The organism is Microcystis ichthyoblabe FBCC-A1114 (assembly GCF_050500245.1).
Classification (GTDB): domain Bacteria; phylum Cyanobacteriota; class Cyanobacteriia; order Cyanobacteriales; family Microcystaceae; genus Microcystis; species Microcystis ichthyoblabe_A.
Genome location: NZ_CP191408.1, coordinates 4,226,424 through 4,250,000 on the forward strand (window position 1 = coordinate 4,226,424; position 23,577 = coordinate 4,250,000).

The following is a 23,577-nucleotide window of genomic DNA, read 5'->3' on the forward strand; positions in this document are numbered from 1 at the left end:
TTGTGAAGGGAACGGCAACGGCGATCATTTTAGTATTAGGGGCAGTTTTAGATTATCTGGTGGGCGATCCTTGGGGATGGATTCATCCGGTGCAGGTGATGGGGGCGATTATTGCCGTGGCCACAAAAGTTATTCTTAATTGGACGCAGGAAAAAATTTGCCAACGTTTAGGGGGCATAATTCTGGGACTGGGTTTAATTATCTTGGCCGGGGTCTTAACTTGGCTAGGAATCCAATGGTTAGGTCAGGTCAATTTGCTGCTGAGTTACCTAGTACAAATGATTCTCTTGGCCAGTTGTTTAGCCGGTAGAAGTTTACGCAGGGCTGCCGAAACCGTCATCGCACCTTTACAAGCGGAAAATATCACCCTAGCTCGTTGCCAACTAAGTTTATACGTTGGTCGCGACACAGATAATCTCGGCCAGGAAGAAATCCTTCGCGCCCTCTTAGAAACCGTCAGTGAAAATGGTGTGGATGGAGTTACCGCGCCGCTTTTTTATGCCCTTCTCGGTGCCTTTCTCGGGGTGTGACCAGTACCCCTCGCTTGCGCTTATAAAGCCGCTAGTACCCTCGATTCGATGATTGGCTATCGTCGGCCACCCTACACCCATATTGGTTGGTTTAGTGCCAAAAGCGAGGATGTTTTGACATGGCTACCCTGTCGTTTAACGGTCTTAACTCTCGCCCTAATTTCGGGCCAGCCGGGGCGGGTTTTAAGCATTTGTTGGCGCGATGCCCGTCGGGATACTAGTCCTAATTCTGGTTGGAGTGAATGCGTCTATGGGGCGATTTTGGGGGTGCAATTGGGGGGAAAAAATCAATATCGAGGACAGATTGTGGAAAAACCTTTATTGGGCGATAACCTCAACCCGATTACCGTCAAAACCGTCGAACAGGCTTTGAATTTAACTCGTACTTGTGTATTACTTTGGCTGGCGATCGCTGTTAGCTGCTTGATTGCTAGAGATTTTGCTCAATTTTAGCGACCACAGGCGACGGCGTTGACGGGATTGACGCTGCCAGTAACGGATAATCAGGGAGAAGGTCAAGAATAGCGATTGCAGTATCTGTATCTGTCCGCAGATGCGTTGATAGTTTTGTCGGAGATAATAGGTTTTCGCCCCGGCGATGACAATATATTCCGGGGCGGGGTAAAAAATGTGGTGTAAACGTCGTTCCACCCGGTTTAAAATTTTGGTCACTCGCCCTAAAATCCGCCGCAATTGCCACAATTTCCAGACTAGAAAGCAATTAAATAAAGTTAAGCCTAGATTGAAGCCGAGGACAAAAAAGAACATGATCGAGGCGATGGTCGAGTTATGCCAATTTTAGCCTAGATTCCCGACTTGAAAGTGTCGGGGAAAGAAATCTAAGACTAAATCCGTTGAGTAACGCACAGAAAACGGGTTTCTCCGAGAAACCCGTTTTCTACTCATGCAAAAGGCAAAGATTTAGCGTCCGAGAGCGTGTAATCCGTTAATAATTTCGGCACAGCGCTCGGTAACTGCCTGTAAAGCTTCTCTTTTGCTAGAAATCGGTGGCGGCAGCACTTCTCCGATGCGAATAGTTAAGGGGATACTATGGGGAAAAGAAGAACCTTTTTGAAAAATCTTTTCTGTCCCCCACAAACTGACGGGTAGCAGGGGAACTCCCGCTTTAGCGGCAATCATCGCCGCGCCTAGTTTTGGTTGATGGATCAATCCGTCCTCGGTGCGGGTTCCCTCCAGAAACACTCCCACTGCCCAGCCCGCTGCTAATGCTCCCATCGCCGCCCGAATGGCTCCGCGATCACCACTGCTGCGTTTGACGGGATAGGCCCCGTAAAGAGCGATCGCCTGTTTTAAAATCGGGATGGTAAATAATTCTTCTTTAGCCATATAAGCTACGGGACGACGCACGGCACAGGATAATAGGGGTGGATCGAAGTAACTGGCGTGATTGCAGACGATAATCAGAGGATGACGCTGAGGGACATTTTCCACTCCGTAAACGCGACCGCGAAAATAGCCGTGTAGGGTGGGGCTAACGATCGACCATTTAAAGAGATGATATAAAACTAAACTGGCAAAAGGTTCTCGCTCTTGAGGCTGGTTCATGACTGACAATTTTTCCCTAGACATGGAAAAGCCCCTGGGAGTCTTGCCGTGTTTCGACCCCAAGGACTTTGCTTTCTTCTCACTCCTCACACAATTAAAATATATAGCAATTTATAGGTTAGGGAAAGGTTAAGCGTGCCGCTTTCTTAACTGGCATAATTACCTACCTAGGGTTGAGAGCGGCAAAAGGATTAGCAAGATGTGTCATTGATTTTGCTTGGGTACTGAAAAAAGGGGTGGTGATTCGGTAGTAGTGATGGCGGCTTAATCCTTTGCTTTGCTGTGCATTGTAGTCATGGATAAAATACCAAAGGGTTCCCCAAGGTGATTCTCCATTTTTTTAGCCGACACTCCGCACTTCAAAATGTAGTATAAAGTAGCATAAACTCATTCAAGAAAAAATAAGTAAAAATACTCAGAGAATTAGTCCCAAAAAAGTGAGACAATCAAAAAGCTCAAAAATCTATTAAAGGTACAAAAATTGTCTCCTATCTCAGAGGTAAAAATTAAAAACCTAGATCACTTAGGAATAGTAGCCGGGCTAATTGACGAAATAGGAATAGTTGAAATAATCAACTCTAAATTAGGAATCGACCCCCGAGAAAAAATTTCAGCAGGAACAGTGGTCAAAGCTATTCTAATCAATGGATTAGGATTTGTTTCAAGACCTTTATACTTAGGCCAATTCAAGTCTGAATTGCATCACTGTCTGATCTACCTTTATAGAATACCTCATTCGGGGTACGATAGTCAAGACATTTTCGAGGACGATTGTTAATCAAGTTTACGGCTCTTTCCACCTCCTCTGGCTTAACGATTTTAAAATTCGTTCCCTTAGGGAAAAATTGTCTTAACAGTCCATTGGTATGCTCGTTTAATCCCCTCTCCCACGAATGATAAGGAGTAGCAAAATAAAAATCTGCTCCTAGTTTCTGACTCAACTCTTGATGTCCACAAAATTCTTTAACCTTGTCACAAGTAAAGGTTTTTCTTTTGTCAGGGTGAATCTCTTGAAAAAGTTTTTCTGTGACTCTATTGATTTCCGATGCGGTTTTGTTTTTGGCTAATCCTGCTACTAAAAATTTCGAGGCTTTATCTACATGAGTAACGAGAACTCCTAGATGATTGCCTCCAATCATTGTGTCACTTTCCCAATGACCGATTTCAGTTTTCTGGTCAGCAATTACTGGTCGCTCGCTGATATCTACACGCCCTGGAATCCCTCCACGCTTACTTTTTGCTCCGCCTCGACTCTTTCTTTGACAAAGCCCCCGGCGTAAATATTTCTGGTACTCTCCACATCCGTGATAGTTCTGATAGATCATTTGATAGATGGTTTCGTGACTGAGAGATTCTTGACTGGCTCTTTTCAGACGACCTGCTATTTGTTCGGGACTATGATAATCTTTCAATCCTTCTTTGACCAACTCTAAGGCTGACTCGCTGACATTTTTAAAGGGTTGTTTGGCATTTTTTCGCCTTGTCTCGCTTTCAGCTTGTGCTGTGTCAGGTAGATAGCAGCCAAGAGAACTTTGATTCCTTTTTAATTCCCGTGATATTGTGCTTTGATGACATCCGAGCCAGACGGCCATTTGCCGTTGAGATAAATTTCCCTCCTGACTAAGTTGGTAGAGCAAGTTTCTTTGTTCTATGTTAAGATGTTGGTGGCTCATTTTGGGTCTGATTTGTTTTTGTTAATGATCAGACAGTACCTGATGAGCCTTTCTTTGTCAACTCTTGAGGTTGATGCGTTTCATTTTTGAATTGGCGTTATTTAGTCAATTTTTTGAAGATAAAGGAATCGAAGAATTATTGGGAGAAGAAATAAAAACCGATTATATCAATGATGATAAAATTGGGAGAGTCATGGATGAATTATACAAACATGGACTGAATGATATCTTTATAGAAGTTGTCTTATCGGTCATCAAAAAATTTAAAATAGAGACAAAATATTCTCATCTAGATGCCACATCATTTCATCTAGATGGAGAATATAAAAGTGAAGAAAAAAAAGAGAAAGAAGAAGAGCTGCTCAAAGAAAGACCAATAATTATTACCAAAGGATATTCTCGTGACCATCGACCAGATTTGAAACAATGCGTCTTAGACTTAATAACAACCGAGGATGGAGACGTACCATTATTTGTGAGAGTCGGAGATGGAAATGAAGCGGACAAAGCTGTCTTTGGCAAAATCTTAGTAGAATTTAAAAAACAAATAAAATTTGACAGTATTATGGTCTGTGACAGTGCCTTATATAGTCAAGAGAATCTTCAACTAATTCAACATCTAAAATGGATAAGTAGAGTTCCCATGACTATAAAAAGAGCCAAAGAATTAGTCCAAAATTCAGAAATGGAAGAAATAGAGGCCAAGGAAAGAGAAAAAAGGGCAGAGCTAAATTTAGAAGGATATACCTGGAAAGAAGAAAAAGTGACTTATGGGGGAATCCAACAAATCTGGCTAATAGTAACCAGTGAAAAAAGACAAATAAGTGACTTAAAAAAACTAGAAAATAACCTGAAAAAAGAAAAAGACAAAGGGGAGAGAATTCTCAAGAGCTTGCAGAAAGAAGAGTTTGAAAATCCCCAACAAGCCCGATATAAATTAAGAGCAATTAATCAAAAATTAAACCTCGTTAAAATCCTAGAAATTGACCTAATTGCCAGTCAATCAAAAGACCATAAAACGATTTATAAAATTAGCGGCGTAGGGCAAGAAAAAACTGAAGAGATAGTCAGAAGAAGAAAGGAAGCAGGCAGATTTATTTTAGCAACTAACTTAGTTGATGAAGAAGACAAATTAGACTCAGCCGAAATGGTGACAACTTATAAAAATCAACAGTCTTGTGAAAGAGGATTTAGATTTTTGAAAGAGCCTTTATTTTTTGCGGATAGTTTCTTTGTTAAAAAAACGGAAAGAATCGAGACAATGTTATTCTTGATGTCTTTCTGCTTGTTAGTCTATAACCTCGGACAAAGAGAACTAAGAAATAGCTTAAAAAGAGCAAAGGCTGGAGTCAAAAATCAAGTCAGTAAATTAACGAGTCGTCCCACAATGAGATGGATATTTCAATGTTTTCAGGGCATTCATATTTTTATTGTGAATGGGGTCAAGCAAATTGTCAATCGCCAATTCAAAAATGAAACGCATCAACCTCAAGAGTTGACAAAGAAAGGCTCATCAGGTACTGTCTGATCATTAACAAAAACAAATCAGACCCAAAATGAGCCACCAACATCTTAACATAGAACAAAGAAACTTGCTCTACCAACTTAGTCAGGAGGGAAATTTATCTCAACGGCAAATGGCCGTCTGGCTCGGATGTCATCAAAGCACAATATCACGGGAATTAAAAAGGAATCAAAGTTCTCTTGGCTGCTATCTACCTGACACAGCACAAGCTGAAAGCGAGACAAGGCGAAAAAATGCCAAACAACCCTTTAAAAATGTCAGCGAGTCAGCCTTAGAGTTGGTCAAAGAAGGATTGAAAGATTATCATAGTCCCGAACAAATAGCAGGTCGTCTGAAAAGAGCCAGTCAAGAATCTCTCAGTCACGAAACCATCTATCAAATGATCTATCAGAACTATCACGGATGTGGAGAGTACCAGAAATATTTACGCCGGGGGCTTTGTCAAAGAAAGAGTCGAGGCGGAGCAAAAAGTAAGCGTGGAGGGATTCCAGGGCGTGTAGATATCAGCGAGCGACCAGTAATTGCTGACCAGAAAACTGAAATCGGTCATTGGGAAAGTGACACAATGATTGGAGGCAATCATCTAGGAGTTCTCGTTACTCATGTAGATAAAGCCTCGAAATTTTTAGTAGCAGGATTAGCCAAAAACAAAACCGCATCGGAAATCAATAGAGTCACAGAAAAACTTTTTCAAGAGATTCACCCTGACAAAAGAAAAACCTTTACTTGTGACAAGGTTAAAGAATTTTGTGGACATCAAGAGTTGAGTCAGAAACTAGGAGCAGATTTTTATTTTGCTACTCCTTATCATTCGTGGGAGAGGGGATTAAACGAGCATACCAATGGACTGTTAAGACAATTTTTCCCTAAGGGAACGAATTTTAAAATCGTTAAGCCAGAGGAGGTGGAAAGAGCCGTAAACTTAATTAACAATCGTCCTCGAAAATGTCTTGACTATCGTACCCCGAATGAGGTATTCTATAAAGGTAGATCAGACAGTGATGCAATTCAGACTTGAATTGGCCTACGCCAATTCAAAAATGAAATGCATCAACCTCAAGAGTTGTCAAAGAAAGGCTCATCAGGTACTGTCTGATCATTAACAAAAACAAATCAGACCCAAAATGAGCCACCAACATCTTAACATAGAACAAAGAAACTTGCTCTACCAACTTAGTCAGGAGGGAAATTTATCTCAACGGCAAATGGCCGTCTGGCTCGGATGTCATCAAAGCACAATATCACGGGAATTAAAAAGGAATCAAAGTTCCCTTGGCTGCTATCTACCTGACACAGCACAAGCTCAAAGCGAGACAAGGCGAAAAAATGCCAAACAACCCTTTAAAAATGTCAGCGAGTCAGCCTTAGAGTTGGTCAAAGAAGGATTGAAAGATTATCATAGTCCCGAACAAATAGCAGGTCGTCTGAAAAAAGCTGGTCAAGAATCGCTCAGTCATGAAACCATCTATCAAATGATCTATCAGAACTATCACGGATGTGGAGAGTACCAGAAATATTTACGCCTGGGGCTTTGTCAAAGAAAGAGTCGAGGCGGAGCAAAAAGTAAGCGTGGAGGGATTCCAGGGCGTGTAGATATCAGCGAGCGACCAGTAATTGCTGACCAGAAAACTGAAATCGGTCATTGGGAAAGTGACACAATGATTGGAGGCAATCATCTAGGAGTTCTCGTTACTCATGTAGATAAAGCCTCGAAATTTTTAGTAGCAGGATTAGCCAAAAACAAAACCGCATCGGAAATCAATAGAGTCACAGAAAAACTTTTTCAAGAGATTCACCCTGACAAAAGAAAAACCTTTACTTGTGACAAGGTTAAAGAATTTTGTGGACATCAAGAGTTGAGTCAGAAACTAGGAGCAGATTTTTATTTTGCTACTCCTTATCATTCGTGGGAGAGGGGATTAAACGAGCATACCAATGGACTGTTAAGACAATTTTTCCCCAAGGGAACGAATTTTAAAATCGTTAAGCCAGAGGAGGTGGAAAGAGCCGTAAACTTAATTAACAATCGTCCTCGAAAATGTCTTGACTATCAGACCCCCAATGAGGTATTCTATAAAAGTAGATCAGATAGTGATGCAATTCAGACTTGAATCAGCCCTAAAAAATCAACTGGAGGCAAGAATAAAATGTTAATTTCCTACAAATACAACTTTCTTTTTATCCATAATCCCAAAGTAGCGGGGTCGTCTTTGGAGAAATCTATGAGAAAAATCATCTTAAATGACTGGGAATATTTTAACTATAAAATTGATTGGGTATTAGGGAGAATTAATTTTCGTTTGGGAAATAAAGTTAATCTTCGCAATTACCTTTATTCTGACCCTATGGGTTGGGTTTATGATTCTTTTAAATTTCCTCAAGGCTATTTGAATCCTCACCCTTCAGCCCTAGAGGTTAAAAACCTAATTGGTCAAGATAAATATAATGAACTTTTCAAATTTGCCTTTGTCAGAAACCCTTGGGATTTAGAGGTATCAATGTATAAATATCTCTGTTGGAGAAAGCTGCATCCTTTACATCATGTGGTTAGAGCGATGAGTTTTGAGGAATATATATACTGGAAAGCTCAAAAAGGGATGGGCCTGCAAAAAAGGTTTTTAGCTGATAAAAATGGCGAGATTATCCTGGATTTCATCGGTAGATTTGAGACTTTACAAAAAGACTATGAGAAAATACTAGAATTGCTTAAGTTACCAGAAGTAAAACTAGCAAGCGTCAATCAAAATCATCAACGTCAGCGAGACTATAGGAGTTATTATAACGAAGAAACTAAAAATATTATTAGTGAACATCTCAAGGAAGATATAGAATTGTTTGGATACTCTTTTTAGTAAAAAATAGCTTTAGATACTTATGCAACTTAGCGCCTCCCTTGTCCTTTACAAAAATGACCCAGAGATAGTTATTCAAGCAATTAAGTCTCTGTTTAGCACACCCATGGAAATTAATTTATCAGTAGTAGATAACTCTCCCACCGATGAACTCAAAAAAATCTTTGATAATTTTCAGGAATACGACATCGATTATTATTTTAATGATGGTAATAACGTTGGTTTTAGCAAGTCTCAAAACCTAGCTATTACTAGGACTAAAAAGTATGATTATCATCTAGTAATGAATCCCGATATATACTTTGATAGCAAAACGATTTTAGAACTAATAGATTACTTAGAACATAATTTAGATATTGGATTAATTCAGCCTAAAATACTTTATCCCCACGGTGAAATACAATATCTGTGTAAACAGAACCCAACTTTTTTAGCACTGTTTATGAGAAGATTTATACCGAAACAATTAGCTAGTCAGAGTATGTTTAAAAAATATATGGACTGGTATGAAATGAGGGAAACTGGTTATGATAAAATTATGGACGTTTCCTATTTGTCTGGGTGTTTTATGCTGTTTCGTCGTCAATATTTAGAAGAAATTGGATACTTTGATGAAAACATTTTTATGTATCTAGAAGATGCGGATATAACCTTGAGAATGGCAGAAAAATATAGGTCTGTATTTTATCCCAATACCTATATTTATCACTACTGGGCTAGAGGTTCGCAAAAATCTCTTAAATTGACTTGGGTGACTATTCAATCAGCATTTTATTATTTTAGTAAGTATGGCTGGAAATTTTGGTAAATTAGGTTAACAACATAATTATAAAATAATTTTATGAAAAACATTTTAGTCACGGGTGCAACAGGTTTTATCGGCAGCTATCTTTTGCCAATTTTATCTCAGCAGAAATTCCAGATTACTGCGGCAGTACGAAAGAATTTATCTCAGTCCTTATCCAGGCCAATAAGAATAGTTAAAGTTGGCAATATCGATGAAAAAACTAATTGGCAAGAGGCACTTGAGGGAATTGATATAGTTATTCATCTAGCAGCCCGCGCTCATATTATCAACGAAACTATTCCCAATCCAGAAGCTGAATTTATTAAGGTTAATACTCAAGGTACAGCTAACTTGATTCAACAGTCAATTCAAGCAGGAGTTAAACACTTTATTTTTATTAGTTCTATCGGTGCGATGACAACTCAAAGCGATAGGATACTCACAGAAAACTCTCCCTGTCATCCCGATAGTCCCTATGGTCGTAGTAAACTACAAGCGGAACAAGCTTTAATTAACCTTGCCAAAGATAGTAACATGACTTGGACAATTATTCGTCCTACTCTAGTTTACGGTCCTGGTAATCCAGGTAATATGGAGCGCTTGATGAAACTAATTAAACGGGGATTACCTTTACCTTTTGGTGCAATAAAAAATCGCCGCAGTTTTGTCTTTGTGGGTAACTTAGTTGCTGCCATTATTACCTGTTTAGATCATCCTAATGCCGCTAATCAAATCTTTTTAATTAGCGATAACCAAGCTGTTTCTACTCCCCAATTAATTCGACTCATTGCTCAACAAATTCAACAACCCTGTCAATTGCTGCCCGTCCCCACTACCCTACTTAGATTCTTAGGTTATCTGGGTGATACCATAGAATCCATAACAGGGAAAAACCTCCCTTTTAACACCTATAGTATCGATCGCTTGCTTGGTTCTCTTGCCGTTGACTCTAGCTATATTCAAAAAAACCTAGATTGGCAACCTCCCTTTACTTTAGAGCAAGGATTAGCCCAAACAATTCAGCCAGAAAATTAGTGATCAGCTGATCAAAAAAGGCTTCATAATTCAAGTTCCGCTTTGACAAAATCGGCAGTTTTATAGAGAGAAAACCCCACTTTAGCAGCTATCATCTGCATAGCGCGGTTATCCCTTAAAATTTCCCCTTCAATTCCCTCTAATCCTTCCTTTTTGCCAATAGTGACTAAACGCTGTAGTAATTCTGTACCAACTCCTTGACCTTGATAGTCATCCCTAACTAATAGGTCAAATTCTGCCACATTAACGCCGTGCAGTTTATTTAAGCGTCCTATAGCGATAATTTCTGGTTCTTCCGTCTGATCGTTATTAATCTCTACCACTAAGCTCATTACTCGATCGTAGTCGATAAAACAAATGCGCGTAAGACGATCATAAGCGGTTTGGCGATCGAGATTGACAAGATGAAAATAACGATAATAAATGCTTTCTTCCGAGAGATAATGGTGAAATTGTCGCACTAAAGGCTCATCCGCTGCCCGAATCGGACGAATTAGCACCTTTAAGCCTCTTTTCGTCGTCCAAGGCCCTATATAATGTTCGGGATAGGGACGAATCGCCGGATGAGATAACTTTTCTGGGGGAGTAGTTGGAGGATGAAGAAGGATAGAAGCGGAAAGAGCGATCAATTGCTCTGAATCGGCAAAAAAGGGATTAATATCGATAGTTTTAATGCGAGGTTGTTCACTAACCAGGTTACTAAATCTCACGATTATTTGCTCTAAATTCGCCAAATTAAGCGATTTAAGCCCATTTGTCCCCTGAAAAGCCCGATAAATCTTGGTTTTTTCTAAAAGTCGGCGAGCGAGATTAGTATTTAAAGGAGGTAGAGCGGTGGCGTAATCTTGAAAAATATCGACTAAACGGCCACCAGTACCGAAAATTATCACCGGTCCGCACTGATCATCGTAATTAGAGCCGATAATTAACTCATATCCTCGATCGATTTCTAACATCGGTTGAATAATCACCCCGAGAAAATGCTCCCCACCCACTTGTGCGCTAATATTAGCTTCGATCGCCTGATATGCTTGCACCACTGCCATAGATGAAAAAAGCGGCAATTGTACCCCACCCACCGCACTTTTATGGATAATCGTTCTCGAATACAGTTTCATCACCACGGGATAACCGAGAGATTCAGCGAGATTAACTGCTTCTGCGGCACTTTGGGCGACTTTAGTAACAATAACAGGGATTCCATAAGCTTTCAGTAGCTCTAAAGACTCTGGCTCACTGAGAATTGTTCTATCCCCTGCTTGCTCAATAATCTGGCTCACTAAAACTCGATCGGAGCCATTTTCCCTGGAATTGGTTAAAATTGGCGTTTGATAAAGACCGCGCAGATTCTCTTCATATTTCCAGAGCAAATTAAACACCCGGGCTGCCGAATCGGGATAGCGATAGGTGGGGATACCCTGCTGATTTAATAACGCTACCCCCTCTGCAATGCCCTCTCCCCCCATCAAACTTGCTAAAATGGGTTTTTTGCTATTTTGAGCAATTGAAGCAATTCTAAGGGCAATTTCTCGCAGATCAGTGTTAAAGCGAGGCGAGAGAATCATCAACACCGCGTCGGTATGTGCATCCGCTAAAGCGATCTCTAGGGCGCGAGCGTAGCTATCGGGATCGCTGCTGCGACGCAGATCGATGGGATTTTGGGGGACGATATCCGCGGGAACAAGAGGCGCTAGTTTTCCGATCGTTGCGGGGGTAAGGGTTGCCAGTTGTCCATCTTCCGCCAGTAAAGCCGAGGCCGCTAAAAGAGCGGGAGCAACACCATTGCTGATGATTGTCAAGCGTTTTCCCCGGGGAAATCGGGGAATTTTCGCTAAAACTTGCGTGATATTCAAGAGATCGGCCAGTCTTTGTACTTCCACGATGCCACAACGAGCAAAGGCAGCGGAGAGAGTTAGCTGATCGCTGGTTAATTTGCCAGCATGGGAAAGAGAAGTGGGGTCAAAGTCGGTACTGTGGCGACTAATGGCGATAATTGGTTTATTTAGGGCAACTTCTCGGGCTGAGGACAGAAAAGAGCGGGCATTATTCAGGGATTCCAAGTAGATAACGATGCTTTTGGTTTGGGGATCGTCTCCTAAATAATAGAGTAATTCGCCCCAATCCACATCTAAAAGGACTCCGAGGGAGATAAAGTGACTAAAACCGACATTTTCGCTTAAACTCCAATCAAGCACGGAAGCAGCGATCGCGCCACTTTGACTAATCAGGGCAATTGAACCGGTTTTCGGCAGGATGGGGGAAAAGGTGGCGTTAAGATTTTGGCTTATATTGCAGATTCCTGAGCTATGGGGACCGATGATGCGTAATTTTTGACCAGCGATCGCTTTAATTTCCCTGAGTAAATTTTCCCCCATCTGGCCGGTTTCCCGAAAACCCGTGGAGAGAATCAGGGCGCATTTAACCTGTTTTTCGACAGATTGGGCGATAATAGCGGGAATTTCGGGAGCAGGGGCGGTGATAATTACCAGATCGATCGCCGCCTGGATATCCTCTAAACTGCTATAGGTGGGAAGATCGAGCCAGTTTTCGGGGTGAGGATTAACTAGATAAAGGTGGTGCTGACCGGGATTATGATGGAGATTATTTAAAAGAGTGCGATCAAGTTGGGGATTTTGGCGATTAAATCCCACCACAGCGATGTTTTTTGGCTCAAAAAAGGCTCTTATGGTTTGATGTTCGCCACCACGAGGCTCTAAGATGGGATTTAACATAAGTAAGCTAGGAGGCATTTAAACTGGGTATTGTTAAGTGAGCTAAAAAAGCGGCTAACCCTTACTTTTCCAGTGTTCTGTGGCGTTCCCCGATCAACCTAGACCAATTCTAGCTGTTTAATCAGGGTTTGATCGGTGTAATTAATTTTGTCTAGGTAGCGATCGGCAATAAAACAGCCCTAGCCGATGAACATTTTCCCCAAGAGATCTAGTAAACTAACTGATGCTGTAAATATTTAGAGACAGACGATGGAACTGGAATATCCCGAGGATTTGAGATACCTAGAAACCCACGAATACGTCAGACTCGAAGGTGAAATCGCTACCTTGGGAATTAGTGCTTTTGCCGTCGATCAATTGGGTGATATCGTGTTTCTAGAATTGCCCGAATTGGGAGAGGCGCTGGAAGTAGGTAGTAGTTTCGGCACGATCGAATCGGTAAAAGCGGTAGAAGATCTTTATCCTCCCGTCTCGGGGACCGTAGTCGATCGCAATCAAGCGATGATTGACTCCCCCGAATTAATTGCCGATGATCCCCACGGGGAGGGTTGGTTATTAAAAGTGCGGGTAGAAAATCCCGATACTGCCTTGGCTGATACCCTCTCCGCTAGTGAATACCGCGCCCAAGTAGCAGGGGAAAGTTAACTAATATTAACAACAGGGAGCCAGACCCTCACACTATCATAATCATAGAAAGAATTGAAAAAACAGGAAGCGATCGAGTCTTCCTGATTTTTGTCTCTAAATCGTGCTGAGACGAAATTCTTGCCCGAATCGAGTCAGGTTTCACTATTTACCCAATCTATGCTAAATCCTAATCTCGCGGCGATCGAACTTTCCAAAGAGGAGGTTCAACGCTACTCTCGACACATTATTCTGCCCGAAGTGGGCTTAGAAGGTCAAAAAAAACTAAAAGCCGCCAGTGTTCTCTGCATCGGCACCGGGGGACTCGGTTCCCCGCTTTTACTCTATCTAGCGGCGGCTGGCATCGGTAGAATCGGTATTGTTGACTTCGATATCGTCGATAGTTCCAATCTGCAACGTCAAATTATTCACGGCACTTCTTGGGTAGGCAAACCGAAAATTGTTTCCGCTAAGGACAGAATTCTAGAAATTAACCCCTATTGTCAGGTGGATTTGTACGAAACCCGCATAAGTTCCGAAAATGCCCTTGACATTTTAGCCCCCTATGATGTAGTTATCGACGGGACCGATAATTTCCCCACCCGTTATCTGACTAATGATGCTTGTGTTATTCTCGACAAACCCAACGTCTATGGCTCAATTTTCCGCTTTGAAGGACAAGCAACCGTTTTTAACTACCAAGGCGGTCCCAACTACCGCGATCTCTATCCCGAACCGCCACCACCGGGGATGGTTCCCTCCTGTGCCGAAGGCGGCGTTTTAGGGGTTTTACCCGGAGTAATCGGCACAATTCAAGCCACAGAAGCCATTAAAATCATCCTCGGCGCTCCGGATACCCTCAGTGGTCGTTTACTGCTTTACAATGCTTGGGAAATGAAATTCCGCGAGTTAAAATTGCGTCCGAATCCCATCCGTCCCGTCATTGAAAAACTAATTGATTACGAACAATTCTGCGGTATTCCGCAAGCGAAGGCACAAGAAGCAGCAGAACAGCAAAAAATGACAGAAATGACCGTAGTAGAGTTAAAAGCACTAATTGACAGCAATGCCAATGATTACATTCTCATCGATGTGCGTAATCCCAACGAGTACCAAATCGCTAAGATTCCCAACTCGGTATTAATTCCCCTACCCGATATCGAAAATGGTTCGGCAATTCCCAAAATTAAGGAATTAGTCAACGGTTATCGTCTTATCGCCCATTGTAAGATGGGGGGACGTTCCGCTAAAGCCCTCGCTATCCTCAAAGACGCAGGTATCGAAGGAATTAACGTCAAAGGTGGTATCAGCGCCTGGAGTCGTGAAGTCGATTCCACTGTACCAGAATACTAATTTTGGTCCCTGGGTTTTGGGGTGTTAGGGTTTTGGGGTATTAGTCAAATTCCCCCATCTCCCCATTCCCCCATCTCCCTAGGGTTGATTCAAGGTAGGGTTGATTCATGAATCAACCCTACCCCATTCCCCCATCTCCCCACTTCATAATTCATAATTTCCTCCCCCCATTATTGCCCGTGAATCTGTTAAAATCAAGGCGAGTTAGCCTTAAAATCTTCGGTGTGAGCAAACGATGAAAAACCATATTAAAAAAATTGCTAGTTGGAGCGCGATCGCTACTATTTCCCTTGGCTTAGTAGAAATGAACCGAACAGCGATCGCATTTGGCAATAATAATCAATTTAGTGCCTGTATCAGTCAGATTGTCCGCACGGGAGTCAGTCCCCAAGATGCCGCCACCGCTTGTTCAGAAGCATTAATTCCTAAAGAATTATCCCGCTGTGTGGTAATGATTAAATCCAAAACCCCGATCGATGGTAATCTGGCTCTGCAAGCTTGTTTTCAAGTGCGTCGTCCCATCGACCTAGGTCACTGTGTGGTCGATATCCATCGCGCTGCCCCCTTATTTGCCGCTAATTCCCTCAAACAAACGGAAACAGAAACAGCCAAGGAACCCGATAAATTAGGGATTTCTAAACAGGTTTTAGATTCCTGTCGTCAAAGTTTATTACCCGGGCGCTTTTCCGAGTGCGTTATCGCTGTCAGTCGTGGTGTGGACAAAAATAACCCCTCCCAAGCTTTACAAACCTGTTTAAGTGCCGAGGATTTCCCCAGAGATCTATTCCCCAGTTATCCCCAAAATCAAGACCAGAGACTTTAATCAAGATTATTTGGCTCTCTTATTTTGGTAATATACGGAAGAACCAGAAAACGTTAAATATTGAACCATCAATCAGACGAGTTCGGCGGCTTAGGAAAGGTACACTTAACCGTAATATTTAAATTACTTTTAGCGGTTCCTTTAGTAATATAAGGGATTCCTACCTCACCGCCGATTTCCACACCAAATTGTAAAGTGACTTCCTCAATGTTGGCAATGGCTAAATTGCGAAAAGCGTTTAAAGTGTAAGTAGTGTAAGTACGAATTGTATCTTCAATTGTCTGAAAATTCTGCAAAATTTGCTGTTTATCTGGTACATTAATTACCCCTTTAGCAACTCTTCCCTCCGTTTTTACAGTCTCGGCAGGAATTTCTAGGTCATCGGTGGACTCTATATAAATTAGAGTGTTTTCGTCAATTTGGATCGGAGTTAGTCGAGTCATAAATAATGCAGAAATTGAAAATTAACTTTTTTCTTAACTATTTCCTAGCTCTCCCATACTTGTGATGATAAGAAAAGATTATCTAAGAGAGGGCCTATGCTTTCCTTGCAGTTTACCAAAAAATAACCTAACATAAAAAACATTTCTATCCCTTGCTGACTGTCTATGACTCGCTACGCCCTTGTCATCGGCATTAACCATTACGATAACCGGAACTTTCTACCATCTTTGAGTAAACCCGCCAAAGATGCGGAAGCTGTTGCTAAATTCTTGGAGAATACTGGGACATTTGCCAATGTAGAACGCCTACCCAATTGCTGGATTGCCGCAGAAAAACGCTACGAAGTTGTTCCAGGAAAGGTAACGGGGAATGAAGTCTTGCAGGCCTTACAGCAAATTTTATCGGGAGAGCAGACCAAAAATCAAGAAGTCTTGATCTACTTTTCAGGACACGGGTTTCGCCTGATCAATCGCATCGGTGACGGGGAAGCCTATCTCGCCACCTCCGATAGCCAACCCGACGGCAAAAATGCCATTTCTTTAGACCGAGAACTCAATCCTTTATTACGGCGTTCTAATTTGAGTAATCTGGTAGTAATGCTAGACTGTTGCCATGCGGGGGCGTTATTGCCCGAAAATCGGGAATTAAATCGCACTTTGCTAGAACCTAGCCTCTCAGCGTTTAAGGAGAAGCAAGATTACTACCTAATCGCCGCCTGTCGGTCAGAACAGGTGGCTTGGGAAGATAAGAAATACAGTTTGTTCACCGCCGCCTTACTGAAAGGATTGTCCCAAAAAGAGGCGGACCCAAAAACGGGAGAAATTAGTGCCGATCGCCTGTTTGATTTCGTTTCGCGGGAATTGCGCGGGAAGGGTCAAGAACCGATTCGCATGGGAGTTGGGCGATCGCTAATTCTGGTCAAATATGGGGCGCAACCTCAAGTTAAAGAAGTGAACCCGTTACTAGATGAGAAGGGAGAATTGCGCTGTCCCTATCAAGGATTGCTGGCGTTTACTAAGAAGGAACGCCCATTTTTCTTCGGACGCAAGCGAGTGGTGGACGACATCAAATCTAAGCTGGATCGGCTAAATTTTGTCCCTCTGATTGGTGCTTCTGGAAGTGGTAAATCTTCGGTAGTTCTGGCGGGATTGATGCCCTGGTTGGAAGAATTAGGATGGCACATTCTCGAACCGATCAAGCCCGGATTTAAGCCGTTAACAATGTTGGAAAGCTTGCTGTTACCCTATTTTCGAGATGATCAACAATTGCTGGATCAATGTATCAATAATCAAGACAGGGAAGGCTTAAAACCGCTATTAGAGCTTTTTCCCCGCGAACACAAATTCTTGCTGGTGGTGGATCAATTTGAGGAATTATTCACTTTTGCTCTAGCGGAACAGCGCGATCGCTTTATCGAATTGATTACTCAAGTTGCCACAATTCCAGACTCTCCTCTGGCAGTTGTCGCTACCATGAGGGCGGATTTCATTGAACCCTGTTTGCGTTACGATTCTTTGCGAAAATTGATTCAAAATAACGCCGAATACCTGCCAGATCTAAGGGGATTAGATTTGCTAGAAGCTATCACCGAACCAGCCAAACTGCAAGGCTATGAAGTTACGAAAGAATTGCTCAATAAAATCCTTGAAGATATTAAACAAGAACCAGGATTTTTACCATTATTACTGAACTTCCCCCATACATATATACTATAATAGCCGAAAACCCTTATCCATCAATGGATACGCCCCTTAACTTTTCTTAATGTACCCATGTAATTTGTAACATTTCTTAATGGACAAGAATTCTCTCTATTTGCTAGAATGATAGCCATGTATATAGAAAAAGTTCCTAACCGTAATTCCCCCCCCGCCGTTCTTCTTCGGGAGTCCTACCGAGAAGGAGATCAAGTCAAAAAAAGAACCCTGGCCAATCTCTCAAAATTACCCGATGATATTATCGACAATTTGAAACTGGCTCTCAAAGGGGCAACACTGTCCATGAATGAAGGCATTCCCAATCATTTTGAAGTGATTAGAAGTCTTCCTCATGGTCATGTGATGGCTATTTTAGAGACGATTAAAAAATTAGGTTTAGATAAAATAATCAGTGAAAAATCCTCACGAATCAGAAACTTAGTAGTGGCGATGATTGTGGCAAGAATCATCAATCCTAAATCGAAACTAGCCACAGCGAGAGGGTTTAATAGCGAGACTTGTAGTCAGAGTTTAGGACAATTGTTAGACTTAGAGAAAGCCGATGAAGACGAATTATATAACGCCTTAGATTGGTTATTAGAAAAACAAGAGAAAATTGAGAAGCACCTAGCAATTAAACACTTAGAATCAGGAACATTAGTCTTGTATGATGTCACTTCTACCTACCTAGAAGGAAATGGTTGTGAACTGGGAAAATATGGTTATAACCGAGATAAAAAGAAAGGGAAAACTCAGATAGTTTTTGGTCTGCTCTGTTCAGCCAAGGGTTGTCCGATAGCGGTAGAAGTATTTGAAGGAAACACTTCAGACGGTGCTACTTTAAGCGGACAAATTGAGAAAGTCAGAAAGGGTTGGGGGATTGAGAATGTTGTCTGGGTAAGCGATAGAGGAATTTTAACCAACTCGAAAATCAACGAATTAGTAAAACCCATAGAAGGATTAGACTATATTACTGGTTTAACTAAGCCTCAAATTCGGAAACTGGCTGAGGTAGAAGTGATTCAATTAGGATTATTTGATCAGGTAAACTTGGTGGAATTTGAGAGTGAAGATTATCCCGATGAAAGATTAATTGCTTGTCGGAATCCCTTAATCGCCCAGAAAAATCAACTACAAAGAGAGGCATTATTAGAAGCGGTAGAGAAGGAACTAGATTTGATTGTTCAGGCGACTCAAAGGGAGAAAAGAGCTTTAAAGGGTCAAGATAAGATAGCTTTGAGAGTGGGCAAGGTTCTTAATCAGTTTAAGGTCAATAAATACTATAACTTAGAGATAACAGAAGAAGGCTTTTCTTATCAGCGTAAGCTGGAATTAATCGCTCAAGAAACGGCTTTGGATGGTGTGTATGTGTTAAGAACTTCTCTGGAGTCAACTTTGATGGATGCAGCGACGACGGTTAAAGCTTATAAAAGTTTGTCTCAAGTGGAGGAGGCATTTCGCTGTTATAAGTCAATTGATTTAAAGGTACGTCCTATATATCATTATAAGGGTGATAGAGTCAAAGCTCATATCTTTTTATGTATGTTGGCTTATTATGTGGAATGGCATTTAAAACAGTGCTTGGCTCCTTTGTTATTTGAGGATGAAGAAATTGATGATGGTTCTCTGAATGTGATTAAAGCGAGTCGCAGTGAATCCGCTCAGTCTAAAGAGAGAAAAAAACGGAATCAAGAGAACCTCCCTGTGCATAGCTTTCGGACTTTGTTGGAAGACCTGGGGACAATTTGCTTGAATACAGTGGAATGTACGATTAGGGAGGGAAGTTATCGTTTTTCTAAGATAACTCGACCGACCCAACTGCAACAAAAAGCGTTAGATTTATTGGGAGTTTCCCTGATTTGTACCCAGTAACGGGGCGGCGGAAATTCTCTTAATCCCTCCTACAGCATAGGTTATGGCCTTTTGTCAACGGGGAAGTCCAGTTATTAGAGTTTGCTTTAACCCAGCTTTGGCAGAGGCGAGATGAAGCAAAGTATCAGGTTACTTTAGACGCTTACCAGGCGATAGGTAGGATGGAAGGCGCATTAAATTGTCATGCAGATAAAGTTTATCAATATAGGGATTATGAAGAAGAAAAACCTGTAAAAGAGCGAACGGAAGCAGAGAAAGCTTTAATCAAGCGAATTTTCTTGAATCTTCTGCAAATAGGAGATGGGGAAAAAGATACCAGATTGCGTCAATCAAAAGCCTTTATCTTGTCTTTAGCTGGAGATAATCAAGAAGGACAAAAAGTTTTAACAGAACTAATTGAAGGAAAACAAGGATTAGTAAAAGGTCGCCTTTTAGTAACGGGAAAAACTGAACGAGAAGAAGAAGCTTGGGTAGATTTAGCCCATGAAGCTTTAATTGAAAAGTGGGACAACCTGAATCTGTGGCGAACCGAAACTCGCAAGGGAAGAGAATTAGCCAAACAGGTGGATAAAGATGCCAAAGACTGGCAAAAAAATAACAAATCTCAGTATTATTTGTGGTCGGGTGACAAGTTAGCAGATGCGGAGAAAGTCCTGCAAGAATATCAAGACACGGTGGAGACTACGCAATTGGCTAAAGATTTTCTCGAAGCTAGTAGCCAGGAGGAGTTGCGTTCTTATATGAGAAGGCCAGATATTGATGATTTAGACTGTCAAGCTTTAGAAAAAGAAGCAACTAACAAATCATTTTTAAGCCGAGAAAAGTTGAGAAATTTACTCGAAAATGAGAAGGAAAAACCACAGATAAGGCTGTCAGCGTCCTGGTTGCTGAAGCAGTGGGGAGAGGAGGTTCCTATCTGGACAGCAGAGGTTGATAAGCAAGGAAAAATTGCCCTCTCAATCATCGCAGAAAACGATCTACCAGCCACAGTAATCGAAGAGTTAGAAGACGGAATAAACCTAGAAATAGTGGAAATTCCCGGGGGTGAGTTTTGGATGGGTGCTTCTGAAGGAGAAGAAGGAGCATATCCAAATGAACGCCAGCCACATAAGGTCAAGATTTCTCCCTTCCTGATGGGCAAATATCTCGTAACGCAGGCGCAGTGGCGAGCAGTAGCTTCTTTGCCTAAAGTTGAACGGGATCTCAACCCAGACCCTTCACACTATAAAGGAAATAGCTGCCGACCAGTGGAACGTATTAGTTGGCAGGATGCGGTGGAATTCTGTGAGAGACTATCGCGCTGGTCTCAGAAAAAAGGGAAAGGCTATCAATACCGTTTACCCAGTGAAGCAGAGTGGGAATATGCTTGTAGGTCAGTTATCAGTTATCAGTTATCAGTTATCAGTGAAGAATTAAGCCAAAATCCGATTTATCCGCTTTATCATTTTGGTTGGAAAATTGACCCAGCTTTGGCAAATTATGCACAAACTGCTCTTGCAAGGACGACCACCGTAGGCAGGTTTCAAATCGCAAATGCCTTTGGACTTTATGATATGCACGGGAACGTCTCTGAATGGTGTTTAGATGATTGGCATGATCATTATGAAGGCGCACCAATAGATGGTCGGGCGTGGTTGAATGAGAATAATTCTCAATATAAGTTGCTGCGCGGCGGTTCGTGGGGCCACGACCCAGGAAGCTGCCGTTGTGCCTACCGCAACTGGGACGATCCCGATCTTAGAAGCTTCGGCAGCTTCGGGCTGCGGGTAGTTGCGTCGTCGAGGACTTAGCTTTTCCCTTTTTTCTCTTTCACTTTTACCCTTTATCCTGTATTTTTTTCCCTTTTAAGCGAGCGTAGCAAGCGAATTTTTTTTTGAAATTTGCTTGTGCCAAGGCTCTGGCTTGGTATATATAGTTGTTTCAAATAAGAATGAGATAAGACTCACCTAGCTCACTATTATTGTCAGTAAGCACTCCCGTAGGGGCGAAGCATTCGGGCAATAACCTATCGCTGAAACCGTAGATTTCTTATCCGAATGCTTCGCCCCTACAACCTCAAATACCAATTTAAATGATGAAAAGCTTATGTCTCAAACTTATTTGAAATGACTATAACATCTAGCGAGCAGACTACTTGAATAATTAGCGAGCAGGATGCTCGCATTCCCTTAAATCTAAGGCACTAAATTAGCTGTTTCAATCCAGTAGTATGCTATACTTATTACAGGTATAAACTCGTAAATTGGAGGAAAAAGCCATCAATAATGATACCCACTCCCGAACAGATGCTTACTTGCATTAGAATGTGTCAAACCCTGTCTAACTTCTATACCGATATTTATCTATTTCGGTATGATGAAAATAGTAATGTGAGCATCTTGCTCACTAATGTGGAGTTTGAAGATGAATCATCAACCTGATTTTTACCAAATGTCTCGCCCAGAATTAAGAAAATATGTCCTCTCCCATCGAGAAGATGATGAAGCCCTAAGAATTTATATGGATAGAATGCGAACTGAATCAGGTGTAACTAGATTTACCCTTACTCCTAGTCAAGAAGATATGAAGAAATTAGAAGAATTTCTCAAGGCAAAAATGGATAAATAAAATCAATTTAACTTGCTTGTACCAAGGCTCTGCCTTAATGTATGCTTCAGGTAGAACCTGGGAACGAGATGAAAAAGACGAATCACCGATTCTTCAACAGTACCAAAATCGATGCATCTCTAATAATCATCAGTTATAATAAAAATGCTAGCAAAAGATATTTATCATGATACCGTGAGAACTGCCTTAGACAAAGATGGCTGGACAATTACCCATGACCCCCTAATTATTCGCTGGGGAAAAAGAGATTTATATATTGACTTAGGAGCAGAAAAAATTATTGCCGCCGAAAAAGACAATCAAAAAATTGCCATTGAAATTAAAAGTTTTGTTGGCAAATCATCTATCGACGACTTAGAAAAAGCATTAGGACAATATATTTTATACTATGATTTATTGACAAAACTAAAATCTGAAAGAACTTTATATTTAGCAATTCATCAACAAGCTTTTGCCGATATTTTTCAAGATCTATTGGTCAAGTTTTATTAGACAACAAACGATTAAAATTATTAATTTTTGACGAAATTGAGGAGGTTATTTTAAGATGGATAGTTTAGAAAAAATGAGAAAAATTATTATTGAATCTCTCCGTTATTATGCAAACTTGCGCTATGCTACTGGAGAGGTAAACCGCCTCCTCATTATTGACAAAGACTCTGATAACTATCTAATTCTCTTAGAAGGTTGGGATAACCGAGAAAGAGTACATGGCTGTTTACTGCATTTACAAATTATTAATGGTAAAATCTGGATACAACGAGACGGAACCGAAGACGGTATTGCCACTGATTTATTAGCCGCCGGTATTCCTAAAGAGCAAATTGTCCTTGCCTTTAAACCCGAACATATTCGACCCTATACTGAATTTGCGGTAAAATAAGCTATAGAATGAAATTCTAGAAGGTTATGAGTATGGTTCTAGTATCCAACGGGCAATCAGCTATTATTCGTACAGAGCGTGGATTGATAATCGCCGGTACGCGAATTACCCTTTATGATGTTATGGATTACCTAAAGGCTCAGTATCCCCCCAAGCTGATTCGTGAAAAACTTGGTCTTAATGATAGACAGATTGATTCAGCCCTAGCATACATTGAGACTCATTGTACTGAGGTTGAAGAATCACCCTAACAACAATTCCTATTGTAGGGATAATTATGTAGGGATAATTCATGAATTATCCCTACTCAGGAATGCTTTGTTTAATGCTTGCCGGGGAGAGAAATTTTCCGTCTTCATACCTTTATCCTCTTCCTACCCAACCCGATTCTTGAGGCTATTTTTTTCTCTCTTATCTTCCCTCAAAAACCCTATATATATGGGCGCACGGATTCCCATTATATAAAAAGTCTAAAGCAAGTCTCGCCATTTGTCAAGGGTTTGGGTAATAATTTTCCGGTTGCCGTTTGCCAAGCTCAGAACTAGGATAGGAAAGAATAAGGTATTATTGCAGC

At 41.3% G+C, this 23,577-nt stretch carries 18 protein-coding genes and 6 pseudogenes; 19 read left to right on the plus strand and 5 right to left on the minus strand.

All coding sequences use genetic code 11. The features are described 5' to 3' along the window. Positions 1-2 precede the first annotated feature (2 nt). Positions 3-983 (plus strand): annotated as a pseudogene (gene cbiB / locus ACQY1Y_RS20550) (adenosylcobinamide-phosphate synthase CbiB). Here the strand turns inward: cbiB and ACQY1Y_RS20555 are convergent. Both ACQY1Y_RS20555 and ACQY1Y_RS20560 read right to left on the minus strand, forming a co-directional pair. Then, a complete protein-coding gene (locus tag ACQY1Y_RS20555; protein WP_149106412.1) occupies positions 924-1,298 on the minus strand; it encodes a hypothetical protein in 375 nt (124 codons plus the stop codon). The pseudogene cbiB and the gene ACQY1Y_RS20555 overlap by 60 nt on opposite strands. 153 nt (positions 1,299-1,451) lie before the next feature. Then, positions 1,452-2,120: a lysophospholipid acyltransferase family protein gene (locus tag ACQY1Y_RS20560; protein ID WP_430013468.1), complete on the minus strand. Its 669-nt coding sequence runs from the start codon at positions 2,118-2,120 to the stop codon at positions 1,452-1,454. Positions 2,121-2,577: 457 nt separating this feature from the next. On the opposite strand from ACQY1Y_RS20560, the pseudogene ACQY1Y_RS20565 reads away from it, so the two are divergent. Then, a pseudogene (locus ACQY1Y_RS20565) lies at positions 2,578-2,775 on the plus strand (DUF4277 domain-containing protein); the annotation flags it as partial. 7 nt (positions 2,776-2,782) lie between these two features. On the opposite strand, the gene ACQY1Y_RS20570 reads toward ACQY1Y_RS20565, so the two are convergent. Beyond that, complete coding sequence (locus tag ACQY1Y_RS20570; RefSeq protein ID WP_430012831.1) at positions 2,783-3,769, minus strand: IS30-like element ISMae39 family transposase; 987 nt, start codon at positions 3,767-3,769, stop codon at positions 2,783-2,785. 91 nt (positions 3,770-3,860) lie between these two features. Between ACQY1Y_RS20570 and ACQY1Y_RS20575 the strand changes: the two are divergent. From ACQY1Y_RS20575 to ACQY1Y_RS20600, 6 genes and pseudogenes are all read left to right on the plus strand, one after another. Next, a pseudogene (locus ACQY1Y_RS20575) lies at positions 3,861-5,228 on the plus strand (IS1634 family transposase); the annotation flags it as partial. A 97-nt stretch (positions 5,229-5,325) separates the two neighbouring features. Next, positions 5,326-6,312, plus strand: coding sequence for an IS30-like element ISMae39 family transposase (locus tag ACQY1Y_RS20580; RefSeq protein WP_430012831.1), 987 nt, complete (start codon positions 5,326-5,328; stop codon positions 6,310-6,312). A 106-nt stretch (positions 6,313-6,418) separates the two neighbouring features. Beyond that, positions 6,419-7,405 carry an IS30 family transposase gene (locus ACQY1Y_RS20585; protein WP_430013469.1) on the plus strand — a complete coding sequence of 329 codons (987 nt, stop codon included), beginning with the start codon at positions 6,419-6,421 and terminating at the stop codon, positions 7,403-7,405. A gap of 36 nt (positions 7,406-7,441) precedes the next feature. Then, positions 7,442-8,146, plus strand: coding sequence for a sulfotransferase family 2 domain-containing protein (locus tag ACQY1Y_RS20590; protein WP_430013470.1), 705 nt, complete (start codon positions 7,442-7,444; stop codon positions 8,144-8,146). A 22-nt stretch (positions 8,147-8,168) separates the two neighbouring features. Beyond that, positions 8,169-8,954 (plus strand): glycosyltransferase, encoded by a 786-nt coding sequence (locus tag ACQY1Y_RS20595; protein ID WP_430013471.1) that lies wholly within the window; start codon positions 8,169-8,171, stop codon positions 8,952-8,954. A 33-nt stretch (positions 8,955-8,987) separates the two neighbouring features. Then, positions 8,988-9,968, plus strand: coding sequence for an NAD-dependent epimerase/dehydratase family protein (locus ACQY1Y_RS20600; protein ID WP_430013472.1), 981 nt, complete (start codon positions 8,988-8,990; stop codon positions 9,966-9,968). A 23-nt stretch (positions 9,969-9,991) separates the two neighbouring features. Here the strand turns inward: ACQY1Y_RS20600 and ACQY1Y_RS20605 are convergent, their stop codons facing one another. Next, positions 9,992-12,700: a GNAT family N-acetyltransferase gene (locus tag ACQY1Y_RS20605; protein ID WP_430013473.1), complete on the minus strand. Its 2,709-nt coding sequence runs from the start codon at positions 12,698-12,700 to the stop codon at positions 9,992-9,994. A gap of 249 nt (positions 12,701-12,949) precedes the next feature. On the opposite strand from ACQY1Y_RS20605, the gene gcvH reads away from it, so the two are divergent. The 3 genes from gcvH (at position 12,950) to ACQY1Y_RS20620 (ending at position 15,500) form a co-directional block, all read left to right on the plus strand. After that, on the plus strand, positions 12,950-13,345 hold the full coding sequence (gene gcvH, locus ACQY1Y_RS20610) for a glycine cleavage system protein GcvH (RefSeq protein WP_002737085.1): 396 nt from the start codon (positions 12,950-12,952) through the stop codon (positions 13,343-13,345). 159 nt (positions 13,346-13,504) lie between these two features. Continuing rightward, on the plus strand, positions 13,505-14,677 hold the full coding sequence (gene moeB / locus ACQY1Y_RS20615) for a molybdopterin-synthase adenylyltransferase MoeB (protein WP_430013474.1): 1,173 nt from the start codon (positions 13,505-13,507) through the stop codon (positions 14,675-14,677). Positions 14,678-14,912: 235 nt separating this feature from the next. Next, positions 14,913-15,500 carry a hypothetical protein gene (locus tag ACQY1Y_RS20620; protein ID WP_002736844.1) on the plus strand — a complete coding sequence of 196 codons (588 nt, stop codon included), beginning with the start codon at positions 14,913-14,915 and terminating at the stop codon, positions 15,498-15,500. Positions 15,501-15,568: 68 nt separating this feature from the next. Here the strand turns inward: ACQY1Y_RS20620 and ACQY1Y_RS20625 are convergent, their stop codons facing one another. Next, positions 15,569-15,943, minus strand: coding sequence for a CU044_2847 family protein (locus tag ACQY1Y_RS20625; protein WP_104396437.1), 375 nt, complete (start codon positions 15,941-15,943; stop codon positions 15,569-15,571). Positions 15,944-16,108: 165 nt separating this feature from the next. Between ACQY1Y_RS20625 and ACQY1Y_RS20630 the strand changes: the two genes are divergently transcribed. From ACQY1Y_RS20630 to ACQY1Y_RS20665, 8 genes and pseudogenes are all read left to right on the plus strand, one after another. Continuing rightward, entirely contained in the window at positions 16,109-17,659 is a 1,551-nt protein-coding gene (locus ACQY1Y_RS20630; RefSeq protein ID WP_430013475.1) for a caspase family protein, read from the plus strand. A 117-nt stretch (positions 17,660-17,776) separates the two neighbouring features. Further along, the gene (locus tag ACQY1Y_RS20635; protein WP_430014703.1) at positions 17,777-19,513 is read left to right on the plus strand and encodes an IS1634 family transposase; all 1,737 of its coding nucleotides are present in this window, start codon (positions 17,777-17,779) and stop codon (positions 19,511-19,513) included. 59 nt (positions 19,514-19,572) lie between these two features. Beyond that, positions 19,573-21,303 (plus strand): annotated as a pseudogene (locus tag ACQY1Y_RS20640) (formylglycine-generating enzyme family protein); the annotation flags it as partial. Positions 21,304-21,777: 474 nt separating this feature from the next. Beyond that, a complete protein-coding gene (locus ACQY1Y_RS20645; protein WP_430013476.1) occupies positions 21,778-21,933 on the plus strand; it encodes a DUF6888 family protein in 156 nt (51 codons plus the stop codon). Next, positions 21,917-22,120: a DUF6887 family protein gene (locus ACQY1Y_RS20650; protein WP_002758886.1), complete on the plus strand. Its 204-nt coding sequence runs from the start codon at positions 21,917-21,919 to the stop codon at positions 22,118-22,120. Before ACQY1Y_RS20645 ends, ACQY1Y_RS20650 begins: the two co-directional genes overlap by 17 nt. Positions 22,121-22,264: 144 nt before the next feature. Continuing rightward, positions 22,265-22,680, plus strand: a pseudogene (locus tag ACQY1Y_RS20655) (element excision factor XisH family protein). Then, positions 22,668-23,003 (plus strand): XisI protein, encoded by a 336-nt coding sequence (locus ACQY1Y_RS20660; protein WP_002736025.1) that lies wholly within the window; start codon positions 22,668-22,670, stop codon positions 23,001-23,003. The pseudogene ACQY1Y_RS20655 and the gene ACQY1Y_RS20660 overlap by 13 nt, the downstream one beginning before the upstream one ends. A 32-nt stretch (positions 23,004-23,035) precedes the next feature. After that, a pseudogene (locus ACQY1Y_RS20665) lies at positions 23,036-23,397 on the plus strand (DUF433 domain-containing protein). Positions 23,398-23,577: the final 180 nt, after the last annotated feature.